The organism is Luteirhabdus pelagi (assembly GCF_016827595.1).
Classification (GTDB): domain Bacteria; phylum Bacteroidota; class Bacteroidia; order Flavobacteriales; family Flavobacteriaceae; genus Luteirhabdus; species Luteirhabdus pelagi.
In genome coordinates this window covers 132427-156017 of the sequence record NZ_JAECMS010000002.1, presented here as the reverse complement: position 1 = coordinate 156017, position 23591 = coordinate 132427, and the positions used below count along the sequence as shown (strand labels likewise).

General features: G+C 41.5%; 15 protein-coding genes. 9 read left to right on the top strand and 6 right to left on the bottom strand.

The features are described 5' to 3' along the window. Positions 1 to 36: 36 nt before the first annotated feature. The 6 genes from I4Q58_RS05410 (at position 37) to I4Q58_RS05385 (ending at position 8950) form a co-directional block, all read left to right on the top strand. Positions 37 to 1206, top strand: coding sequence for an efflux RND transporter periplasmic adaptor subunit (locus tag I4Q58_RS05410; protein ID WP_203294609.1), 1170 nt, complete (start codon positions 37 to 39; stop codon positions 1204 to 1206). An 11-nt stretch (positions 1207 to 1217) separates the two neighbouring features. Beyond that, positions 1218 to 4697 (top strand): efflux RND transporter permease subunit, encoded by a 3480-nt coding sequence (locus tag I4Q58_RS05405; RefSeq protein ID WP_203294607.1) that lies wholly within the window; start codon positions 1218 to 1220, stop codon positions 4695 to 4697. A 109-nt stretch (positions 4698 to 4806) separates the two neighbouring features. Beyond that, positions 4807 to 6564, top strand: coding sequence for an aspartate--tRNA ligase (gene aspS, locus I4Q58_RS05400; RefSeq protein ID WP_203294605.1), 1758 nt, complete (start codon positions 4807 to 4809; stop codon positions 6562 to 6564). A gap of 46 nt (positions 6565 to 6610) precedes the next feature. Continuing rightward, positions 6611 to 8419 carry a chloride channel protein gene (locus I4Q58_RS05395; protein WP_203294603.1) on the top strand — a complete coding sequence of 603 codons (1809 nt, stop codon included), beginning with the start codon at positions 6611 to 6613 and terminating at the stop codon, positions 8417 to 8419. Then, positions 8416 to 8661 carry a hypothetical protein gene (locus I4Q58_RS05390; protein ID WP_203294601.1) on the top strand — a complete coding sequence of 82 codons (246 nt, stop codon included), beginning with the start codon at positions 8416 to 8418 and terminating at the stop codon, positions 8659 to 8661. The genes I4Q58_RS05395 and I4Q58_RS05390 overlap by 4 nt, the downstream gene beginning before the upstream one ends. A 94-nt stretch (positions 8662 to 8755) precedes the next feature. Then, positions 8756 to 8950 carry a cold-shock protein gene (locus tag I4Q58_RS05385; RefSeq protein ID WP_203294599.1) on the top strand — a complete coding sequence of 65 codons (195 nt, stop codon included), beginning with the start codon at positions 8756 to 8758 and terminating at the stop codon, positions 8948 to 8950. Positions 8951 to 9027: 77 nt separating this feature from the next. On the opposite strand, the gene I4Q58_RS05380 is transcribed toward I4Q58_RS05385, so the two are convergent. Beyond that, on the bottom strand, positions 9028 to 9477 hold the full coding sequence (locus tag I4Q58_RS05380) for a nucleoside deaminase (protein WP_203294597.1): 450 nt from the start codon (positions 9475 to 9477) through the stop codon (positions 9028 to 9030). 60 nt (positions 9478 to 9537) lie between these two features. Here I4Q58_RS05380 and I4Q58_RS05375 point away from each other — a divergent pair, with 60 nt between their 5' ends. After that, complete coding sequence (locus I4Q58_RS05375) at positions 9538 to 11313, top strand: 1-deoxy-D-xylulose-5-phosphate synthase (RefSeq protein ID WP_203295554.1); 1776 nt, start codon at positions 9538 to 9540, stop codon at positions 11311 to 11313. A 51-nt stretch (positions 11314 to 11364) separates the two neighbouring features. On the opposite strand, the gene I4Q58_RS05370 is transcribed toward I4Q58_RS05375, so the two are convergent. Continuing rightward, positions 11365 to 14019, bottom strand: coding sequence for a T9SS-dependent M36 family metallopeptidase (locus I4Q58_RS05370; protein ID WP_203294595.1), 2655 nt, complete (start codon positions 14017 to 14019; stop codon positions 11365 to 11367). A 106-nt stretch (positions 14020 to 14125) separates the two neighbouring features. Continuing rightward, positions 14126 to 15463, bottom strand: a complete 1338-nt coding sequence (locus I4Q58_RS05365) for a deoxyguanosinetriphosphate triphosphohydrolase (RefSeq protein ID WP_203295553.1) — start codon at positions 15461 to 15463, stop codon at positions 14126 to 14128. Positions 15464 to 15639: 176 nt separating this feature from the next. On the opposite strand from I4Q58_RS05365, the gene I4Q58_RS05360 reads away from it, so the two are divergent. Together I4Q58_RS05360 and I4Q58_RS05355 are read left to right on the top strand one after the other, a co-directional pair. Next, a complete protein-coding gene (locus tag I4Q58_RS05360) occupies positions 15640 to 18528 on the top strand; it encodes a TonB-dependent receptor (protein WP_203294593.1) in 2889 nt (962 codons plus the stop codon). Positions 18529 to 18563: 35 nt separating this feature from the next. Continuing rightward, the gene (locus tag I4Q58_RS05355; protein WP_317194049.1) at positions 18564 to 19769 is read left to right on the top strand and encodes a multidrug transporter; all 1206 of its coding nucleotides are present in this window, start codon (positions 18564 to 18566) and stop codon (positions 19767 to 19769) included. Between the two features lie 70 nt (positions 19770 to 19839). On the opposite strand, the gene I4Q58_RS05350 is transcribed toward I4Q58_RS05355, so the two are convergent. From I4Q58_RS05350 to I4Q58_RS05340, 3 genes are all read right to left on the bottom strand, one after another. Then, entirely contained in the window at positions 19840 to 20199 is a 360-nt protein-coding gene (locus I4Q58_RS05350) for a toxin-antitoxin system YwqK family antitoxin (protein ID WP_203294591.1), read from the bottom strand. A 140-nt stretch (positions 20200 to 20339) separates the two neighbouring features. Beyond that, positions 20340 to 21206 (bottom strand): cupin-like domain-containing protein, encoded by an 867-nt coding sequence (locus tag I4Q58_RS05345; RefSeq protein ID WP_203294589.1) that lies wholly within the window; start codon positions 21204 to 21206, stop codon positions 20340 to 20342. Positions 21207 to 21291: 85 nt separating this feature from the next. Then, positions 21292 to 23547 carry a response regulator gene (locus I4Q58_RS05340; RefSeq protein WP_203294587.1) on the bottom strand — a complete coding sequence of 752 codons (2256 nt, stop codon included), beginning with the start codon at positions 23545 to 23547 and terminating at the stop codon, positions 21292 to 21294. Positions 23548 to 23591: the final 44 nt, after the last annotated feature.

Genomic DNA, 23591 nt, shown 5'->3' with positions numbered 1-23591 from the left:
TCATAGATGATCAACCGAAACAAAAATCTAACAGTAATGAAATACTTTTTAACCTTTTTCAGCATCGCACTAGTATTGGTAGCCTGTGGCGATGGCGGCAACAACGCTTCTGTCGATAGCTTGATCGAGCAGGGAGACCTTTCGGCAATCAAACAAAGACGGGCCGAACTCAACGAACAGCAGCAGCAGCTGAACGAAGAATTGGATAAGCTAACAACCTATATTCAAAAGAAAGAAAACAAACGCGCTGCACAATTAGTCACTGTTGAAACCGTACAGGACACACTATTCAAGCACTTTGTAGAAGTTCAGGGCGATGTGGAAACCGACCAGAACATCGTTCTTTTTCCAGAATACTCAGGCGTTTTAACGAACGTGTATGTAGATGAAGGGCAAAAGGTTCGTAAAGGGCAAATCTTGGCGAAAATCGACGACGGCGGCCTTTCAAGTCAGTTAGCCCAACAGGAATCGCAGGTAGCATTGGCTAAAACGACTTATGAGCGCCAAAAGCGGTTGTGGGAACAGAAAATTGGCTCCGAAATCCAATACCTTCAAGCGCAGACTAATTTTGAAGCAGCTGAAAAAGCGGCTCAGCAAATACGTTCTCAATTAGCAAAAACTACCATTAAAGCGCCTTTTAGTGGCGAAGTGGATAATGTAATCGCAGAAGAAGGTCAGGTAGTAAGTGCGGGTCAATCGCAAGTGCTTCGCATCGTGAACCTAAGCGATATGTATGTGAAGGCGAGTATCCCAGAGAATTATTTGAAAAGCGTCAACAAAGGTACCGAGGTGAAAGTGCGCCTATCAGCCATTGGGGAGGAATTCGACGGAAAGGTTCGTCAGGTTGGAAATTATATCAATCCCGACAACCGAACCTTCGATGTTGAAATCGAAATTCCAAATAAGGACGGCTTGGTGAAACCTAATATGATCGCTACGGTGAAGGTGAACGACTATACACAGGAAGACGCTATAACCATTCCAGAGAATATCCTCCAGGAAAACTCACGTGGAGAGTCTATCGCCTATTTATATGTTCCTAAAACAGACAGTACCGGAACGGCAAAGCGTGTTATTTTAGAAACGGGCTTGAACTACGGCAATCAAATTGAAGTAAAAAGTGGAATCAAAGCTGGCGATACCGTTATTGTAGAAGGTGCAAAATCCTTACGCGACGGTCAGTTGGTTAGCTATCAAAATCAGTAAAAGCGGACGAGATGAGCAAGAATCCCTATAAAGAATTTAAAATATCCTCGTGGGCCATCGATAACAAGATGACGGTGTATGTAATTATCGCCATCATTATGTTCTTGGGAGCTTTCGCCTATTATACCATGCCTCGGGAATCCTTTCCAGAGATTGTGGAAACCAAGATCTATGTAAGTTCTGTGAATCCAGGAAACTCTGCAGAGGATGTTGAAAAGTTTATCACCGAACCGTTGGAGGAAGAATTCAGTGATATTGGTGGAGTAAAGGAAATTACCTCTACCACACTTCAGGATTATTCGATAGTAATTGTAGAGTTTGAAGAAGATATCGAAATCCCGACCGCAAAGCAGCGCGTGAAGGATAAAGTCGATTTGGTAAAGGCCGAAACTACTTGGCCTACGATGGACAATGGCGCAAAGGTGGAACCGAACGTCTTCGATCTAAACCTTTCCGAAGAACAACCAATTCTCAACATTAACCTTACGGGCGATTATCCAACGCAACAGTTGAAGGATTATGCCGAATATCTTCAGGATAAGATTGAATTGCTTCCGCAGATAAAGGAAGCTTCCATTCGTGGAGCTGAGGATATGGAGGTTGAGATTGCGGTCGACATTTATAAAATGACGGCTTCAAAAGTGAGCTTTACCGATATCGTGAATGCCGTTCGTGGCGAAAATAATACTATTTCTGGTGGAAATGTGATCAGTAATGGTGTGCAAAAGAACATCCGTATTATCGGTGAAATCGATGATCCCCAGGAACTGCAAAACGTCGTCGTGAAACGCGATGGAGGTATTATTTTTCTGAAAGATATTGCCGATATCAACTTTAAGGAAAAAGATGCGACCACCTTCGCGCGAGAATATGGCGAACCCGTGGTGATGCTTGATGTGAAGAAACGCGCCGGAAAGAATATGATCGAAGCCGTAGAGCAGATCAAGGAAATTATTGAAGTGGAGCAAGAAGAATACTTACCAGAGGGCTTGCATATTTCACTATCGAACGACCAGTCCATAAAAACGCAAAATCAAGTAGACGACTTGGTGAATAACATCATCTTTGGAGTTATTTTGGTAGTCTTGGTGTTGATGTTTTTCCTAGGATTTCGAAACTCACTATTCGTTGGTTTCGCAATCCCCTTATCGATGCTGATGTCGCTCTTTATCCTATCGAGTTTTGGCTTCACCTTAAATACTATGGTGTTGTTCGGCTTGGTGATGGGGCTTGGAATGCTGGTGGATAACGGAATTGTAGTAGTAGAAAACGTATATACCTTAATGAGTGAAGGTATGCCGCGAAACAAGGCAGCCAAACAAGGAATGGGTGAAATCGCTTGGCCGATTATCGCTTCAACAGCCACGACCTTGGCCGCTTTCTTCCCATTAGGGTTATGGCCTGGACTTATCGGTAAGTTTATGATATTCTTCCCGATTACGCTTTCAGTGGTACTAGGTTCATCACTTTTCGTAGCATTAATTATCAATTCCATGCTAACCTCTCGTTTCATGCAAACAGAGGAAGAATCCTTAACGAAGCGAAAACTGGTACGGTGGAGCTTGATCCTTGCAGGTGTGGGTGCTATCCTATTGGTGGCTGGTTTCTCTCTCGATGTCGCTGGGCTACGAGGGTTTGGAAACCTTGCCATTCTTTCAGCCATCATGTTATGGGTATATAAATACTTCCTTTCTAGGGCAGTCGATTACTTTCAGTTTACGGCCCTTAAAAAGTTGGAAAACCTTTATGAAAGAACGCTTAAGTATGCACTTCGAGGAAGAAAGGCATATCTGTTTTTCTTTGGAACCATAGGAATGTTATTCCTGTCTTTTGTTTTAGTGGGAGTGGCCCAACCTAATGTATTGTTCTTTCCAGAGAATGAACCGAATCAAATTATCACGTATATCGAATATCCACAGGGAACGGATATTGAAAAAACAAACGAGCTCACTAAGAAAATCGAGCAGCGTATTTATAAGGCTATCGAGAAGTATGAAGATGAAGATGGCTACAATTTTATGGTCGAATCGGCTATTAGTCAGGTAGGCGAAGGCGCTGGAAACCCGCAGACCGACGGCGGACAGTCGAATGAAATGCCTCATAAAGGAAAAGTTACCCTATCCATGCGTGAGTTTCAGGATCGGCGTGGAGTGAAAAGTAGTACGGTTTTGGCTGAGGTGCGCGATGCAGTGAAAGGCTTCCCCGGTGCTTCGGTTATCGTTGAAAAAGACGCAGCAGGACCTCCTGTTGGCTATCCAATCAATATTGAATTGAAAGGTGAAGATTATGAGGAAATGCTTCGCCAAGCTGAAGATATGCGCGATTATATCGAGAACCTCGGGGTTGCGGGTATTGAGGAGCTGAAGATTGATGTGAATAAGGCAAAACGCGAACTCGATATTCGGGTAGACCGCGAAAAGGCAGGGCGATTAGGAGTTTCTACCGCTGCTGTTGGGCAAACCATTCGACGCGCTATTTATGGGGAAGAGATTTCAACCTACAAAGAAGGCGACGACGATTATGAAATAAATGTTCGCTTTGCTGATGAATATCGATATGACGAGAGCGCGCTTTTCAACCAACCGGTTACCTTTAGGAATAATCAGGGGCAGCTTATTCAAGTTCCGATTTCCTCACTTATTGAAAAGAAAAACACTGCTTCCTTTAGTTCGATTAAGCGAAAGGATTTAAAACGAGTTATTACGCTGTATTCAAATGTTTTGGGTGGGTATAACCCAACGGAAATCGTAAATCAGTTGAAGTCGGAGCTCAAAAATTATGAGATGCCGGATGATATTTCGTATTCCTTTACAGGCGAACAGGAAGAACAAGCCGAAAATATGAGTTTCCTATTGTTGGCGTTGTTCTATGCGATGGGAGGAATTCTGCTCATTTTGGTGGCACAGTTTAACTCGCTTTCTAAGCCATTGATAATTTTAATGGCGATTGTCTTGAGTTTGGTAGGAGTATTCCTCGGATTGGTAATTTTCGGAATGGACTTCGTAATCATCATGACCATGATGGGAATTATTTCTTTAGCGGGTATTGTGGTGAATAACGCCATTGTACTTATAGATTATACCCAGATCCTGATCGATAGAAAGAAACAGGATTTAGAAATGGAGTACGATAGTTTACTTACGAAAAAGCAATACTTTGAAGTAATCGTAGCTGGAGGAAAATCGCGTCTACGTCCGGTACTGCTTACCGCTATCACAACCGTACTCGGATTGATTCCATTAGCCGTTGGATTGAATATCGACTTCTTCGGCTTGTTTACCGATTACGACCCTGCGATCTATATCGGAGGTGACAACGTGATTTTCTGGGGGCCATTGGCATGGACGGTAATCTTCGGATTGATCTTCGCGACGTTCCTTACGTTAGTGGTGGTACCTGTAATGTTCTATTTGGTGAACCGAGCAAAAGTGAAGTTTGCCAATAAGAAGGAAAAGCGAAAGCAGAAAAAGCTAGAACAAAAGAATGCATAAAGTGAAAAAGCGCTCCCATCGGGGCGCTTTTTATTTCAAACCATTTCTTTTGCCCGTGGAACTTACTATCTTTGCGCCCGTTGCAAAAGCCACTAAACACTAGAAAATTATGGGGTACAGAACGCATACCAATGGTGAATTGAGAGCCGAAAATATCGGTGAAACCGTAACCCTTTCAGGATGGGTACAGAAAATTCGAGACAAAGGATTTATGATTTGGGTCGATTTACGCGATCGCTACGGTATCACGCAGCTTATTTTTGATGAAGAACGTACGTCTAAGGATGTCATGGAAATCGCTTCAGGATTAGGTCGCGAATTCGTCATTCAGGTGAAAGGTGACGTTATCGAACGGGAAAGTAAAAACCCCAACATGAATACCGGCGATATTGAAATTCTCGTTTCTGAAATTGAAGTCTTGAATGCTTCCCTTACCCCTCCCTTCACTATTGAAAAGGAAACCGATGGTGGTGAGGATCTTCGAATGAAGTATCGCTATCTGGATATCCGTCGAGCCCCTGTTCGAAATAACCTAATGTTTCGCCATAAAGTTACCATGGCCGTTCGAAACTACCTTTCCGATAAGGATTTCATCGAAGTGGAAACACCATACCTTATTAAGTCGACACCCGAAGGAGCTCGCGACTTTATAGTACCTTCTCGTATGAATGAAGGGCAGTTTTATGCGCTTCCACAGTCACCCCAAACCTTTAAACAATTGTTGATGGTGGGTGGAATGGACAAATACTTCCAGATTGTGAAGTGTTTCCGCGATGAAGACCTACGCGCCGACCGTCAACCGGAGTTTACGCAAATCGACTGCGAGATGGCGTTTGTAGAACAAGAAGATATTCTGCAAACCTTTGAAGGACTTACGCGTCATCTTCTAAAGGAAATCAACGGTGTTACGGTCGATGAATTTCCGCGTATGACGTATGATGAAGCCATGCGGAAATACGGAAACGATAAGCCAGACATTCGCTTCGGAATGGAGTTCGGCGAATTGAATGAAGTCGCCCAACACAAGGATTTCAATGTTTTCAACAGCGCCGAATTAGTGGTTGGAATTGCAATCCCTGGCGGAAACGAATACAGTCGGAAGGATATCGATAAACTGATCGATTGGGTGAAACGCCCTCAAGTGGGAGCAAAGGGAATGGTCTATGTTCGTTGTAATGATGATGGTTCGTATAAATCTTCTGTCGACAAATTTTACGATGAAGAAGACCTAGCAAAATGGGCTAAAAAAACCGGCGCCAAAGCAGGCGATTTAATCTGTGTGCTTTCTGGCGATGCTTCGCAAACCAGAGCGCAACTTAGTGCGCTCAGAATGGAAATGGCTACACGTCTTGGTCTCCGTAAATCTGACGAATTTGCACCGCTCTGGGTTATCGACTTTCCCTTATTGGAATGGGATGAGGAAACCGAGCGATATCATGCCATGCACCACCCGTTCACCTCTCCAAAACCGGGTCAGATGGAGTTGTTAAAAAACGATCCGGGTGCCGTTAAGGCGAATGCCTACGATTTGGTACTAAACGGAAACGAAATTGGTGGTGGTTCCATTCGTATTTTCGATAAGGAAATTCAATCGAAAATGTTCGATTATCTAGGGTTCACGAAGGAAGAGGCAAAAGCGCAGTTTGGCTTTTTAATGGATGCCTTTCAATACGGAGCGCCACCGCACGGGGGAATCGCTTTTGGTTTGGATAGATTGGTGGCTATTTTGGGCGGACAGGAAACGATTCGCGATTTTATCGCATTTCCGAAGAATAACGCTGGTCGCGACGTTATGATCGATGCGCCTGCTGTTTTGGATGAAGAGCAGTTGGAAGAGCTTCATTTGAAGGTTACGGCACAACCGTAATCGAAATACAGTGTAATGGTTTTGAGTTAATCGGTATCTTTATCGTATGGCGAATACCGCACCCATAGTGTCGAAATTTTTGAAGTGGCGCTATCGCCATATTTCACAAAAGAACTTTGTCTTTTTTCTTAGTGCAATTGTAGGGTTGCTGGCGGGTATTTTAGCGGTAACCCTAAAAAATATCACATTTTCCCTTCAATCTTTTGTCGAGCATGTGGTATTGGAAACCCGACATGGATTGTATTTTGTTATTCCTATTGTTGGGTTAGCCATTGTTTTTCTGTTGAAGAAATATTTATTCGTAAAACCGCTTCGACCAGAAACCCCAGATTTTATAAAGCGATCCATTCCAATGCTGTTGTATTCCCTATTCAGGCAAAAAGGCTTGGTTTCCATTCGACTCTTATATCGTACATTGATTTTAGCACCGTTAACAGTAGGATTTGGTGGTTCTGTTGGGTTACTTGGTCCTGCCATAACCTCTGGGGCTTCTCTTAGTTCTAATTTAGGGCGCTTTCTGCATGTCGATAAGAAAACAAGAACACTTTTAATTGCTTGTGCAACGTCTGGCGCTATGGCCTCAATGTTTAAATCGCCCATTGCGGCGGTGGTATTTGCTGTGGAAGTATTTAGCTTAGACCTTACATTTGCGTCGTTATTACCATTATTGATAGCCTCCATTTCTTCTGTGTTAACGTCTTATTTCTTTTTAGGTGAAGAGGTTTTGTTTAGTGCTACCGTATTGAAATCCTTTCATATTTCCGATACTTTGTTTTATGTTGCGTTAGGATTGGGAACGGGGATCGCATCCATCTACTTCACCAGAAGCTACTTTGCCATTTACGATATTTTCGAACGGTTGAAGTCGCCGTTAGCCAAACTAATGGTCGGAGGTGTTGCTATAGGTGCCTTGCTCTACTTTATTCCCCCGCTTTACGGGGAAGGGATCAGTTTCACCACAGCTTTGCTTGAAGGGAATCATTTAAAAGCATTGGGGAGTACTCCATTTGATGACTATTCCGATTCAATATGGGTTGTAATCGCACTGTTGATAGGCTTCACCATATTTAAGGCGATTGCCATGACCACTACGTTTGCCGCGGGTGGGGTAGGGGGTGTTATCATTCCTACGATGGTGATGGGAAGTGCCTTAGGGAATGTATTTGCAAAAGTACTGAACAATCTCGGTCTTGGTTTTGAAGTATCGGAAGTAAACTTCACCTTGGTCGGGATGGCAGGATTGATGGCGGGCGTTGTGAATGCCCCCTTAACCGCTATTTTTCTAATTGCTGAAATTACGGGTGGCTATGCGCTTTTTGTTCCGCTGATGATTACGGTAGCCATCAGCTTTATGATTTCAAAAAATACTATGGAACACAGTATCTTTACCCGGGAATTGGCCATGAGGGATGCTTTGTTAACCTACGACCGCGATAGAAATGCATTGTTGCTATTGGAGTTCGATAAAATCATCGAGCATAACTTTGTGACAGTTCCCCCCGATATGCCTTTAGGTGACATATTAACCCATGCAGTCGCTAATTCGAATAGGAATTTGTATCCTGTAGTAAATGAAGAAAATAAATTTCTAGGGGTTATTTTTCTGAATGATTTACGAAAGATAATGTTCGATTCCAGTCTATACGATAAGATAACGGCGAAGGAATTGATGGAAAATGCTCCAGCATTGCTATTTTACAATCAAGACAGCATGAATGAAATTATGGCAAAATTTGAAAAAAGCGGTGCTTGGAACCTACCCGTTATCAAAGAAGGAAGGTACCATGGCTTTATTTCCAAATCGAAATTATTGACAGCATACCGACGGAAACTAGTTGATTTTACACGACAATGAGAACAGTATTGATTATTTTATTTCTATTGATAGTTGGAACTGCCATATTTGGCTTTTATATAAGAGCTGAAGATTATTCTACTGGCGAATTGTGTATTGGCGCTTCCATAGCTGTATTATTTTTTGTTTGGATGCCTTTATTTATCTACCACCGATGGCGAAAACGTAATTTCAAAGACTATATGTTGACCAAGGAAAATCTTGATAAAATGCGTAACCACAACAAGGAAAAGGATTTATAGGTCAGGCGCTTCCAAAATTTTTTTACACTTTTTTAACATTTCAGCCAATAAATACCGTACCTTTACCCATTATTAATTTATTTTTTTATTTACAATGGAAGGAACAGTTAAGTTTTTTAATGAATCTAAAGGGTACGGTTTTATCACTAATGATGAAACTGGTAAGGACATATTTGTTCATGTTACCGGATTAAATGGGGAAGCCCTTAATGAAGGTGATAAGGTAGAATATGTTGAAGAAGAAGGTCGCAAAGGAATGGTGGCTGCCCAAGTTCGGGTAATTCACTAGTGTATATATACTACTAACCATCAGAAAGAACCATCCCCCAATCTTGGGGGATTTTTTATGTCATAAAGTGAAGGATGCTAATTAAGATTTCGACGTTCAATAAAGAATCGCTTCACTAGTTGCGAGGCCTCCTCGGCCATTACACCACCTGTCATTTTTGTTTTAGGGTGAAGGGAGGTTCCCATTACAATGCATCCGCGCTGTTCATCGCGTGCACCATACACGATTTTAGAAATCTGACTCCAAAATAAGGCACCTGCACACATTTGGCAAGGTTCGAGCGTAACATACAAGGTGCAATCTTGAAGATATTTTCCGCCTAGGTAATTAGCAGCAGCCGTGATAGCTTGCATTTCGGCGTGTGCCGTAACGTCATTCAAGGTTTCGGTCAAATTATGCGCTCTTGCAATAATTTGATTATTGATTACTACCACCGCTCCTACAGGAACCTCGCCCTTCTCGAAAGCGATCTCGGCTTCCTGCAAGGCACGTTTCATAAAATAGTTATCATCAAAGGGCTTTATCATTGGTAGTAGTTCAGTCTTTGAAGTCTCAAAAATACGATTTTGAAACAGTATCTTTACGGCGTGCAACAGAAGATTTTAGATAGTATTCACGATCCGAAAGACCTGCGAAAGGTCCCGGCCGAGCAGTTACCTGAATTGGCAAAGGAGTTACGTGATTTCATCATTAATATTGTCGCAACCAAAGAAGGTCATCTTGGGGCGAGTTTAGGAGTAGTGGAACTTACCCTAGCCTTGCATTATGTATTTAACACACCTGACGATTTGTTGGTATGGGATGTAGGGCATCAAGCCTATGGCCATAAAATTCTGACAGGGCGAAGGGATATTTTTCATACCAATCGGCAATGGAACGGCATAAGTGGTTTTCCCAAACGCGAGGAATCTATCTACGATACTTTCGGAACAGGTCATAGCAGTACATCTATATCGGCTGCGTTGGGAATGGCAATTGCTTCGCGGCTACAGGGAAATACAGAAAGGCAACACATTGCTGTAGTAGGCGACGCATCTATTGCCAGCGGAATGGCTTTTGAAGCTTTGAACCATGCGGGAGTGAGCAGTACCAATCTTTTGGTCATTTTAAACGATAATGCCATTGGCATCGACCCCAGTGTCGGAGCACTAAAGGAATATTTGTCAAAGACCTCAGTTGAAAACGTTCCGAATTCTGAAAATATCTTTGAAGCCTTGCAATTTGACTATACCGGACCAATAGATGGCCACGACATTCATAAGCTGATCGATGTGCTATCGAAACTCAAGAAGACAGATGGGCCTAAAGTATTGCATGTTATCACTAAAAAAGGGAAAGGGTTGAAGCAGGCTGAAGAACAACAAATCACTTATCATGCTCCGGGAAGATTTGATGCAAAAACAGGCGATCTTCTTCCGAAGTCTAATGAAAAACAGCCACCGAAGTTTCAAGATGTGTTTGGAAAGACCTTGGTGGAATTGGCGCAGAAGAATGAAAGGATAATTGGTATTACACCCGCCATGCCTACGGGAAGTTCCCTAAAATACATGATGGAGGCTTTTCCCAAGCGAGCCTTCGATGTGGGCATTGCAGAACAACATGCGGTTACGCTGGCTGCTGGAATGGCCACTCAAGGTTATCGAGTGTATTGTGCGATTTATTCAACTTTTTTACAGCGCGCTTACGATCAAGTAATCCATGACGTTTGCCTTCAGAAGTTGCCGGTTATATTTTGCTTGGACAGAGCAGGATTGGTAGGAGCCGATGGGGCTACGCATCACGGAATTTTCGACATAGCATTTTTACGTGGTATTCCCAATCTAAGAATCATTGCACCAGGAGATGAAATTGCCCTTCGGAATATGTTATATACGGTTCAGGACTATACCGAAGGTCCGATAGCAATTCGCTATCCACGGGGCCGAGGATGGAATGTTGATTGGCAGTTGCCTTTTTCCAAGATAGATATAGGAAAAATTCAAAAGTTGAAAGAAGGAACCGAATTAGCCATCATCTCTGTTGGCACCATGAAAAAGAATGTAGAAGAAAGCTTATTGGGGGAAGTGTTCCGTGATAGAGTTGCTCATTTCGATTTGGTTTCGGTGAAACCTTTGGATACTGATATGCTGAATATGATATTCAAAAATTTTGAAAAGGTAATTACGGTTGAAGACGGTGTGAAAAAAGGTGGTGTAGGGGAAGCAATTCAGGCACATAGCGTTGACCAAAAATATAGGGGCTTTATTAGAGTGTTAGGAATTCCGGATCTTTTTCCACAACATGGAACAGTTCAGGAGCTACAAGATTGGGCAGGAATTTCTTCAGAAAAAATAAAGCAAGAAATTATGGCCTTGCTACAATAAAAAAAGCCGCTTGAACAAAGCGGCTTTCTCTTTTCATAATAAATTATACAATTAGCGCATTAGCAATTTCGCTGTATGCGTATAATTTGTTCCATCAATTTGAACAACATAAACCCCAGCTGATAAATTACCAGCGTTTATTTGAACAACTTGATTAAGGTCTAGAACTTCCGAGTAAACGGAACGACCATTCATATCATAGATAGAAACGGTTGCCTGACCAACTTCTAATACCGACTTAATATTAATAATTCCATTTGATGGATTTGGATATACTCTAAAGTTGTTATCGTAAGAAGAACGATCATCCGCAGAAAGTGTACAGTTTTCTCCCTCAGGAATTTCGAAACCTTCAGTTCCATCCGTCCGGTCTAATGGACTTCCCTGATCTGCATCAACACCTAATCCACGCGCAGCAAACACTTCCCATATTAAACATCTATTTGCACCACCGTTAAGTAACTCATCCGCTTCTAAAATGGCGTCACGACCATCTTCGAAACCAGGTTGACAAGGTTGTAACTTCATGCCATCCATTACTAATTGTATTGCAATATTATTTCCTCCCGTACCATTGTAGATATCAGGATCGAATCCGTACTCATCAATGAGAGCCCATGTAAGATCCCAAAGCATCGATGCCCAAACAGAACCTACACCGTGTGGTACGGAAAGCGTCGCATTATCAATATCTCCATAGGTAAGAGGACTGTAGGTAGTATCTGTAGTGTAAGGATATGGACGTAGGCCATTCCCTGCTGCACCTTGTCCAACGGAATATGTGGCAAATCCTCTTAAATCCTCCGCATTATCACTGGCCTGCATAGTAAACATCATTCCGAACCAATCGCTCCATCCTTCTCCCATTTGCTCTGAGAAACGAGTACAATTCCCACCACTTTGCTGCGTACATGTTTGTAAGCAACCTGCTAAAAGTCGTCCACCGGTTAATCGATTAGAAATACCGTGAGTGTACTCGTGAACGATAATTTCGGCATCTAAATCACCATCTCTCTGAAATGGATCGCTCGCAGAGCCATCGTCAACTAAAGTTGCATTGATAGTATCGCCATCTAATAAAGAAGCAATTATATCTTCTCCTGGTCCTTGGTAAATCATTACTGCAGGAATTCCAATTCCAGAGCCTGCTCCACCCATGGGTATAGGATCTCCTGGAGTATTATTTACAACGATTACTGCCACTGCGCCTGCAGCTTCTGCAGAAGATACCTTGTCGGTAAAGTTGCATTCACCTCTCCGCACCACGGCAATTTTTCCGTTAAGATCTGCTGGATTTGTAATATTATCACACCCATCGTATGGATCTGTGGAGGCGCCGGCATCATCATCCTCCATTAATGCTAAATCTTCGGTAATAGGCGTTGTTGGTAATTCTGTACCATTAAAATTAGAATCGAAAGCAAGATATTGACCAGCTAACGGTCCGCTATTAATGGTTAATAGAGTTCCCAGTACATCGCCTGGAGCAGACCATAAATACATTTGCATTACGCCATTATCTCCATCTGGAGGAGAGCCGAACACGGCATTATTAGTTCCTGCACCATCCTGAGCCTGTGCAAATACATAGTCGCCTTGACTTCCGCCATTGCCGTAGTTGTTTTGTTGGAAATTTCCACTGGCCTCATCAAATCCGTATAAATATGAAATATCATGTGCAATGTTATTCCAATAAAATAAGTTTACAATAGAAGCATCTAAGTGGTTTATGGGTTCTTGTGGCAAATCATAAGGGAAGTCAAATTCCAATGTTGAGCCACCATCTGGTCCTTGTTCAATATTGTTGTCGCCTTCAATATCATCATGAGCATCTACATTATTTCCTCGAGTATATGTGAATTCAGCACCCGTTGCGCCATTAGTATCATGCCATCCGAATGGTGAAGCAGTAAGATTTTCAGGGCTCACCACCAATTGGTCATCAGTCTCATCTGGGTTTTCGAAAGGATGAGGAAAAACACGATAAGAGGCACCTCCATTTGTGATAGCTCCTTCTTGATTTCGATTTCTATCGCCGATTAAAATACTTTCGGGATTATTATGACCAGAATGTGGCGCTGTGCCGAAACTACAATTATGAATCCAGTCGGCAATATCGAGCATATCGCCTGTCATGGCATCAATGCGGACACTGTAATAATGACTCATGTCGGTTAGGAAAATACTTAAATCCCACGCTAATCTTAATTCATCACCTACTGTCGTATATACCAATTGTACAGGAATATCATTTCTTGAAATAGCACCATTGGAGTAAACGTAATTGTTTGACCCTATTGATTCTAACAATGAAATATTTGTAGGATTTGCTAGCCCTAAGGATTGTGCTGCTTTTGTGATGGCAACTTCGGCCGTAATCGATGGATTGGTACTGTTGGTTTTAGTAGCAATATTTTTTTTAAAGTTATTGATATTGCTGTACACAACAGTATTATTCTTAACAGCAAAACTACCAACAGCATTGAAAATCGAAATGCCTTGATATTGCTGGGAAGCATATACATTGGTAACATCCATGCTTTTGGAATAAGCGTCGGAGTTTACGGTGATATCGGAAATATCCTCGGTTTGCAACTGCAATTGCGAACGATTGTCGTTCAGGTATGAGGAAATGATTCCCTCATAGTCCTGTCCAGTCGCATGCATCGCAAATAAAAGGATAAAAGCGTAAAGTAATTTTTTCATAGACAAATTTTAAATGAAATACACTAGTTTATAATAGCCTTTAAAATTACTAAATTTTGAAGGCATATACTATTAATAAAGGCAAAACCTTTAAAATCAGCGTGCTTTAAAGCGATCCTTGTATTTTTCGATACAATTGTAGCACTTTTCCATCAGTCAATCGTGAAACGAACTGGCAACATTCCATTATCGTTTCATATAACGTAGTTGCTTGGTTGTCAATTTCGGGAAAAGCTTTTAGCAACAAGCGGTCATAATGACTTTCATTACCATGCCAACGATGTTCCGATGCCAAGGTGTAAGCATCTAGAAGGGTCGATAAAATACGGTACCCCACAATTTCCTTGTCTACGACTTCAGTGCTCTGATACACTTTTTCAATACTAATCTTTATAATGTCGTCGATCTGTGCCTTAAAATTGGATTTTTCTAATAGGGCAGTAGCGAAAATGCCATTTAAAATGTCCTTTTCATATTGGATGAAAATTTGTGCTGCTTCCGCGATTAACGTGTTAATAGCCAATGATCGGAGATACGCCAATCGATCGGAAGTCCTGCTAAGCTTATTATAAGTGTCTGTTTTTAACTTGTTTTTCACCAGCTGAAGCAAATACTCCAAGGCTACATCTTCTTCAATCAATCCCAAATTGATACCATCTTCAAAATCGATAATGGTATAGCATATATCGTCGGCGGCTTCAACTAAATACGTTAAAGGATGTCTTGCGTAGGCAACTTGCCCGTTTGATCCTCTTGAAGGCAATCCGAGTTCTGTTGCAACCTCCTGGAAAAAGAAAACATCGTTTTGAAAGAGTCCAAACTTTTTATCTGCAATATGTGCGGAAGGTTTCTTGGGAAGCGATTCCTTCGGATATTTCATAAATGCCCCAAGAGTGGCATACGACAATCGAAGCCCGCCCGTTACCCCATGTTTCGATTGTGTGAGTATTCGAAACCCGTTCGCATTTCCTTCAAACGATACAAGATCTTCATATTCCTTATCAGAGAATTGCTCTTTAAACCGTTGTCCCTTTCCGTTCTTGAAATAATCGCCAATAGCTTTTTCACCACTATGACCAAAAGGTGGATTACCAATATCATGTGCCAATGCTGCCGCAGCAACTATAGCACCGAAATCATTGAAGCGATATCCGTAGGTAGATTGAAGGTGAGGGTGTTTTTGAACTAATGCTTTTCCAACCTGCCGCCCGAGCGATCGTCCCACAACAGAAACTTCTAAGCTATGGGTAAGGCGTGTGTGTACAAATGATGTTTTGGACAATGGAATTACCTGAGTTTTATCCTGTAGGCTTCGGAACGGTGCAGAGAAAATAATTCGATCGTAATCTACCTCGAAGCCTAGCCTTGTTTCATCCTGCTCGCTTCGCAAGCGTTTTTTGGTATCGCCCATCCGTTTCAAGGATAATAGCTGTTCCCATTGCATCATAGCTTAAAAAATTTACGTTGCAAGATAGCATTTTTGACCATTCTTAGCCAAGTTTTCAGCATTGGCGGGGTGTTAACATTTCGGTAACCTTACTATGACAAATCTTTAATCTGCAATTAACACGGTGTTTACATAGTGGCGGTTTCTTTGCGCCAAGAAATTCTAACAAGGAAATGAAAAAACTACTTATATTATTCTTCATCGGTTTTACAGCAGTATTATCTGCTCAAGATACAGGTTCAATTGTCGGAAAGCTTACAGATAAAGATGTAGGCGGCGATGAGCCACTGCCATTTGCCAATGTTTTAATAAAAGGTACTTCCAAAGGTACCACTTCCGATTTTGATGGTTTGTATGAACTTCAAAACGTCGCTCCTGGAACCTATACGCTGGTGTTTAGCTTCGTTGGATATGAAACTACAGAGATTGATAATGTAACGGTGGAACCAAATAAGGTTACAACCGTGAATGTCCCATTGGGAGCAAGCGCTGCTGCACTGGATGAGGTTGTTATTACAACTACGACAAAACGAGATAGTGAAGTAGCACTCTTGTTAGAGCAAAAGAAAGCGACCACTATTATTCAAAGTATCGGTGCCGAAGAGTTATCGCGAAAAGGAGTTGACGATGCCGCTGCCGCTGTTGCCCAAATTTCAGGGATATCGCAGCAACAAGGAAGCAGCGACGTATTTGTGCGAGGTCTGGGCGATCGCTATCAGAATACCACTATGAATGGATTGTCACTTCCCTCTAACGATGTTAATAAGAAGAACATCAATTTGGATCTTTTTCCTAGTGAGGTAATTGAAAACGTGTCGGTAAGTAAAGCTTACAATAGTTATTTCTATGGCGATTTTAGCGCAGGAAATGTAAACATTACTTCAAAGGAATATAATGGTCCGGGATATTTTGCGGTTTCTGTCAACTCCGGATTCAATACAAATGCTATCGGAGAGGATTTCGTAAGAAGTGAAGGACCAAGTTACTTCGGATTTTATAATCGATATGATAACGATCCCTTTGCTGTTATCTTATCGCATGGGGTTGATCCTCAAAAAGCCGAAGGAAATGTTGGTTTCAATGGAAGTATCGAAGGAGGTTACTCTTTTAATATCGACGATAACCAACGCTTGAGTTTCTTTGGAACGGCTATCTTCGGAAATGGATACGAATTTCTTGAAGGACCAGCGGTAGACTTCACCAACGACGTAAAGCTTCGTTTCAATAATGTAGATTGGTACAATTACGACACAAATACGTCGGCACTAGGATCTATTATCTATAACCATAAGGATGGTCATAAGCTGAAGTTCACATCATTGTTCTCCAATACTTCAACAGATCAAGTTGGATATTACGGAAATGAAGGATTAGGCTTCAACCGTGACGGATTTAGTGGTGAAGGTGTTGATGGTGGTTTTTACCAAATGAACGTTCAGTTCAACCAAGATATGATTTTTGTAAACCAATTGAATGGTACCCACAAGTTTGAAGATGATAAATGGCTATTGGATTGGGGTGTAGGCTTCAATAAAGTTTTTGCCGACGAACCAGACAGAAAACGTATTTCTCTTGAAAACTACCAATTCTTTTTAGACGACGACCCTAACACAAATGCTATCTTCTACGATAACATAGCCTTCGATAATCAACGCTATTTCCAGAGTATTGAAGACGATGAATTAAATAGCTATCTAAACTTAAACTATAAGATTTCTGAAGCGGTAAATCTTACCTTCGGATATAATGGTAGAACCAAAGAACGTCGCTTCAACAACTGGCGATATGGGTACGAAATCCTGGATAAGGAAGCAAATCCTGTTACCAACCCGAATAACCTAAACGATTTCTTTGACGTAACCAATATCAATATCCCTAATGGTTCGGGTCTTTGGAATCTTCAGGTGGCAAGACAGCCACTAGGATTGGATCAATATATTCCTTTAACCAACCGTCCGCAACCATATGAGAATACTTATACAGGAAACTTAGACATTCATGCTGGATTGGTAACTGCAGATATTGCGGTTGGTAAATTCCTTTTCGTGCCGGGGCTTCGACTTGAAAACTGGACGCAGGAAGTGGTGTATGACGTTATTAACCCCGTACCAACCGATACAGGATTCCGTAGTGTTCAGGAAAATCTATTGTTTCCAAGCTTGAGTATTAAGTATGGAATTAACGATGATATGAATATTCGTTTGGCAGGAAGTCAGACAGCATCCTATCCAGAATTTAAGGAAGTTGCAAACTTCGTGTATGAAGGCGTAACACAGCGTGTGGGCGGTAACCCAGACTTGTTGGGGAAAGCCGATGGAACCGGGGTTGCCTATTCTGAAATTCTAAATGTTGACCTTAAATATGAGTGGTTCCCAAGTTCGAGTGAACTAATTGCGGTTGGTGTTTTTGCGAAGACTATTAAGGATCCGGTTAACCGAGTAGTAGCAACAGATGCTACGGGAACACAACGTTTTTTCCGAACGGGAGATCAAGCTGAAGTATTTGGAGCGGAATTAGAATTCCGTAAGAATATTGTGATGGACGCAGACGATAACCCATTGTTCTCTATTGGAGGTAACTTCGCCTATAACAACACCAATCAGGATCTTAAGACAATCTCAACTGCAGATGGATTCACCTTTGGTACTTCTTTTGGCGACCGAACCGAATCTGAACTTCAAGGAGCTTCAGAATTTATCGCAAATGCAGATGTAAACTTTAGTCCAACTTTTGGAAGCTACAAGCCGAAAGCAACCGCTACTGTTTCTTATTTCTCTGATCGTATTTATGCTTTAGGAAGCGGCGATTTGGGTAATATCGTTGAAAAAGCGGTGCCTTCCTTAAACTTCATTCTTCGAAATGAAATCGGTGAGCACTTTGAAGCTAACCTTAGCGTAAAAAATATCCTGAATCCAGACGTTACCCTTATTCGTGAAAATACCGGTGCGGAAGAAAGCCCACTGTTAGAGCCTTACGGATTGGTAAACGCCGATGGCGATGTGACATTGTTGGAGTTCCAACGTGGTATCAACATAGGATTAACCCTTAAATATAAACTATAACAAAAAAAGCTTATTACTTACTCTAAACTTTAAAAATGATGAAAACCAAATTTTTATTTACTATAGGCCTTTGTGCCTTGCTTTTCACAGCATGTGAAAGCGATGACACCGCAGACATTATTATTACAGATAATAGTGTTAACACTACCAATAACAACAGTGGTGGTAACGGTGGAGACGGCGATGGAGACGTATTCTTGAGCGGTGTGTATACCGAAAGCCTAAACTTAGAAGCTGGTGTAAACTATATCGTTACAGGTCCAGTTCTTATGGCGGAAGGTACTACTTTAAATGTAGCTCCAGGAACACGTGTTGCGGCTCAGCCAGTAGGGGTTAATGCGTATATCGCTATCCAACAAGGTGCTCGAATCGTAGCCAACGGAAATGCTAGCAACCCTATTGTTTTTACCTCTAATGCATCTACTCCTGGAACTGGAGACTGGGGAGGTTTAATTATTTGTGGAAATGCTCCAATCAACTCAACTGAGGATGGTTCTGAAGATACTTCTACAACTGAGGTTGGAGGTCTTTCATACGGTGGAAACAACCCGTCCGATGATTCAGGAAGCCTGCAATATGTTCGTGTTGAATACGCAGGTGGTGCAATCGATGGGAACTCAGAATTGAACGGTGTATCACTTTATGCTGTAGGTGACGAGACTGAAATCGATTATGTACAAGTGTTTATCGGTTCTGATGATGGTTTCGAATTCTTCGGTGGAACGGTAAACGCTAGCCACTTATCGGTTATAGGTTCAGAAGATGACTCAATCGACTGGACTGAAGGATATACTGGTAACTTGACTGATATTTATATCGAACACAGATCAAGCCATGACAAAGCATTCGAATGTGATGGGTACAACACTGATTTCTCTAATGAAGGTGGATACTTCTCTGCTCCTAACGTAACGAACGTAACAATCGTTGGTGATGCTGGAACTGCTTCCGATAGTGAAGCAATTCGTCTACGTGCAGGTACTCAGGGTATCTTCAGCAACGTTGTAATCAATACGTTCAATGAAGGTTTCGATCTAGACGGTGATACAGGAGATAACCCAACAGGACAAGGTGTTCTTGATGGTGTGCTTCAGGCAGTTGATGTAACTTTCAACAGTGTTGATGTATTGGTGAAAAACGATACTGGTTATACTTTCGACCAAGCTGACTTCCTTTCAGGAATCGGCAATGGTACTGGAACTGACTATGCTACTTGGGGAGCAGGTTGGACGAATAACTAATTTATTTGAATATAAGCCACTAAAAAACCCCGCGAGAAATCGCGGGGTTTTTTTCTATTGGGTAGAAAGCTTATTTATTACTTACAACACGCGTATCGCTTACTTTCCATGTTGTAACCTCGGCGATTTTAGAATCGCTATACGTAACTTCTTTTTTGGTTTCTCCTTGGTAAAACATCCAAGTGCCAACTTTCTTTCCATTGTCATACTGAGCAACGGCCGTCTTATTTCCTTCATTGTCATAACTAATCCATTCGCCGTGCAGTTTGTTTTCCTTTGTGTAGAAGCCTGTTTGCGCTACTACTCCGTTATCATGATAAAGAGTTGCTTCAATAACATCGCCCTTTACCTCATAGGTGTCTTTAATTTCTTGAGCCATTACGGTTGATACAGAAAATATCAATGCGGCTACCATAAATAATGCTTTCATAATCATCTTCTTTTTATTGGGTACACCCCAAAGATAACACAAAATTTACATTCACGAAAGAATTACATAACATTAAGGTAACATTAAACCTACAATTAACTGATTAACAGTGTTTTGTTAATGTAGATTTAACATTAAGTCTATGTTAAGAGGTCAAGTTTCTTATGTGTGCGCCGAATAGCCCGTTCATTCTTTTGGTCGATCCACTCCTGACCGCGAAGCCTTCGCATAAGATTGTCGTAATGACGCATTACTACTATATTGTAAACGGCTTTTGCTAGGTTTTTTGGATTTCTAGGTATAGCGCGAAGACTCATGGAAAATCCTGGCGTTAGGTAACGCATATAGTGCCAATAGCCTTCCGGCATGTATAATACTTGGCCATGCTCCAATTCACCCACAAACCCCTTGGCTTTCTTTAGGGCAGGCCATTTATCATAATCGGGATCGTTGAAATCAATATCCTCACGGACGATTAAGGAGTGCGGGATTTTATAGAGGTAATCGTTCTGCTTTTGGTCAAATAGAATAACCCTTTTCTTTCCATGAAAGTGAAAGTGAAAAATATTGGCCAAATCGATATCGTAATGCATAAAGGTATAACTATCCTCGCCTCCGAAAAACAACATCGGTAGTCCTTTTAAAAGTTTCAATCCAAAGTCGGGCCAATTATAGTCATTCTGAAGCTCTGGGACTTCTTTTAATACGTTCCAAAGAAAAATACGATACCGTGTCGGCTCTTTCTGAAGCAGATCGATATACTCCGTCATTTTCATCTCGGCATGCGGCTGATTAAAGCCTTCCTCGTGGGTAACCGGCCTATCGTCGTATAGCGGAACTGTCTTGTCGCCAGCCATCTTTCGCATATATTCCAAATCCCATTTTTCATAGGCGGGCCAATCTTCGATAAAGCGTTCGATGATGACAGGTTTTTGAGGCTTGAAATACTCTTGTAGAAATGTTTTTTTGTCGATTGTTTCGACACGTTCAATCTGCGATAGTTGCATGGTATAAAATAAGTATCAAAAATAAGAAACTTCCCCGAAACAATAGGGTAACCTAAATTTTACAGAATTCAAAATGGTGACTAGTTTATTCTTCCGAAGTAGAAGATTCAGGGATAGAACTCGGGTTTTTCCGAAGGTGATTTAATATTTTTTGAACAAATTTTTTAGGATCATAAGGCTTCACGATAATATCTTCCATGCCACTATCGTAAATATCCTTTCGCATTTCGGCAACTTCAACTGCAGTTAATGCAATGATAGGGGTAGTGGTGTCGAATTTCCGAATTTCCTTCGTGGCTTCAATACCGTTCATTACAGGCATATTGATATCCATTAAAACAATATCATAGGAATGCTGTTGCATACGCGCTACTGCTTCACGGCCATTTTCGGCAAACCGGCATTGCATTTCGTATTTTTCAAGTAGTTTGCGGGTAACAGTCTGGTTAATTCTATTGTCTTCCACCACTAATACTGTTTTTCCGCGTAAGCTGCTAACATCTATCTCAGTATGATGTGCCTTCATTTCCTCCTCCGAAACTATTGCATAAGTCAAATCGAATGAAAACGTTGCACCTTTCCCAAGCTCACTTTCTAGTTTCAATTCCGAGCCCGATAGATAGAGTAATTTTCGTGTAATTGGTAATCCGAGGCCTGTTCCTTGATAGGTGTATTTGTGCGAATCAACTTGAGAAAATTCCTCAAAAATATGCTGATGTTTGTCTTTTGAAATTCCGATACCAGTGTCTTTAATCGAAAATTGAAGATCGACAGTTTCATCTTGAAGGCGCAAAACTTCTACTGTGATGTAGATATCACCTTTTTCGGTGAACTTGCAGGCATTTCCGATAAGATTCATCAGAATTTGTGAAAGTCGTACGGCATTTCCCTTTAACTGGGCAGGAATGCTTTCATCAATATGAAAGTGAAACAGGTTCCTGTTTTGCTGTCGCATATATTCGAAGGAAGATGCGATAGAATGAATTAAGTTTCGTAGTACAAATACGGTATCCTCATCTTCAACATTGTTGGAATCTATTTTATTTATCTGAAGCACATCGTTTATCAAGGCCAATAGATAATCGGCAGAAAACTTTAAGGATTCCAAATCTTCTTTATGCTCTTGTTGAAGGTTCTTGTCTTCTAAGAGAATGCTGCTCAACCCGATCACTCCATATAAAGGGGTTCGAAGTTCGTGACTTACTGTTGAAAAGAAATTGCTCTTCGTTTTTGCTAATTTTTCGGAACGCTCCTTCGCTATAAGGTATTTGGCGTTTCGCAATTTTAACTCGCGGATAAGTCGCTTACGATTCCTGACCAAGACCAATAAAAAGATCAGCAGGATCAAAAAGCAACCGGAAACCATAAATAGAAAATTATTAAGGCGACTTTTATTCTCTACAATTTCGGCCTGTAATCTGCTTCGGGTTTCGGCAGCTTCGATATCTTCCTTATATTCCGCTAATTGAAATTCATTTGAAAAGTTGGGATTAATTTTCTGACGTTGCTGCTCGAATAGTTTGTCTTTCAGTCTTTCATGTTGCCGGAGAATATCATAAGCTTGCTGAAATCTGCCTGCTTCGTAGAGCCTATTTCCGTATGTATCGTACAGCGGTTGAAGCAATGTTGAAAAACCTAATTGTTCGGCAGTTTCGATAGCCAGTTTCATATAGCTAAAAGAAGATTCCAAATCGCCACGGCGATAATAATAATCTGCTGCCTTTTGATCTAATGTAACCTTCAGTGCATCGGGTGCAGCGTTTTCATGTAGCCGTTTTGCGCGAAAGAGATGGAAATACATATCGTTAAGATTGTCTTTCTCCGAAGCAATCGATAATAATGCTACATGTGCTTGTGCCTGAGCGGTCGAGTCCTCTATTGTTTCAAATAACCGCAATGCCGTTTCAGTGTTCTGTAATCCTTTTTCTAAAGCGCCTTTTAGCATGAAGAAATTTCCATAATCTAGCCAAGCATAGCCTTTAGCCGAAGTGTTGTTGGCAAGTTTGGCATATTTCATCGATTTGTCCAAGACTTCACGAGCCTGTTCAAAATTATCGTTCGCTAGATAATCATGGGCGATACGACGATATCCTTTATGAATCCATAACGGATTTTGGCTTGCTAGCGCTTCATCCAAAATCAGGACATCTAGATCTAAGGCCTCCTGAAACGAGCCGGATAACTGTAGGGTGCGGGAAGAATCAATTAAACGCTGAAAGGATTCTTCTGTATAAGAATCCTGGGGAAGGGAAACATTTGCATTGCCGCCAGTAGCTTCTGGTTGTGCTCCTTTGAATTGGAGAAATACCAATAAAGGGATGAAAAACGCTAACAGTTTCATCGTCCGTCAGATTTGGGGGGAGCAATAATATACTAATATACTGA

Coding starts and splice junctions, on each gene's coding strand:
- I4Q58_RS05410 (WP_203294609.1), top strand. CDS start 37: ATGAAATACTTTTTAACCTTTTTCAGCATCGCACTAGTATTGGTAGCC.
- I4Q58_RS05405 (WP_203294607.1), top strand. CDS start 1,218: ATGAGCAAGAATCCCTATAAAGAATTTAAAATATCCTCGTGGGCCATC.
- aspS (WP_203294605.1), top strand. CDS start 4,807: ATGGGGTACAGAACGCATACCAATGGTGAATTGAGAGCCGAAAATATC.
- I4Q58_RS05395 (WP_203294603.1), top strand. CDS start 6,611: ATGGCGAATACCGCACCCATAGTGTCGAAATTTTTGAAGTGGCGCTAT.
- I4Q58_RS05390 (WP_203294601.1), top strand. CDS start 8,416: ATGAGAACAGTATTGATTATTTTATTTCTATTGATAGTTGGAACTGCC.
- I4Q58_RS05385 (WP_203294599.1), top strand. CDS start 8,756: ATGGAAGGAACAGTTAAGTTTTTTAATGAATCTAAAGGGTACGGTTTT.
- I4Q58_RS05380 (WP_203294597.1), bottom strand. CDS start 9,477: ATGATAAAGCCCTTTGATGATAACTATTTTATGAAACGTGCCTTGCAG.
- I4Q58_RS05370 (WP_203294595.1), bottom strand. CDS start 14,019: ATGAAAAAATTACTTTACGCTTTTATCCTTTTATTTGCGATGCATGCG.
- I4Q58_RS05365 (WP_203295553.1), bottom strand. CDS start 15,463: ATGCAATGGGAACAGCTATTATCCTTGAAACGGATGGGCGATACCAAA.
- I4Q58_RS05360 (WP_203294593.1), top strand. CDS start 15,640: ATGAAAAAACTACTTATATTATTCTTCATCGGTTTTACAGCAGTATTA.
- I4Q58_RS05355 (WP_317194049.1), top strand. CDS start 18,564: ATGATGAAAACCAAATTTTTATTTACTATAGGCCTTTGTGCCTTGCTT.
- I4Q58_RS05350 (WP_203294591.1), bottom strand. CDS start 20,199: ATGAAAGCATTATTTATGGTAGCCGCATTGATATTTTCTGTATCAACC.
- I4Q58_RS05345 (WP_203294589.1), bottom strand. CDS start 21,206: ATGCAACTATCGCAGATTGAACGTGTCGAAACAATCGACAAAAAAACA.
- I4Q58_RS05340 (WP_203294587.1), bottom strand. CDS start 23,547: ATGAAACTGTTAGCGTTTTTCATCCCTTTATTGGTATTTCTCCAATTC.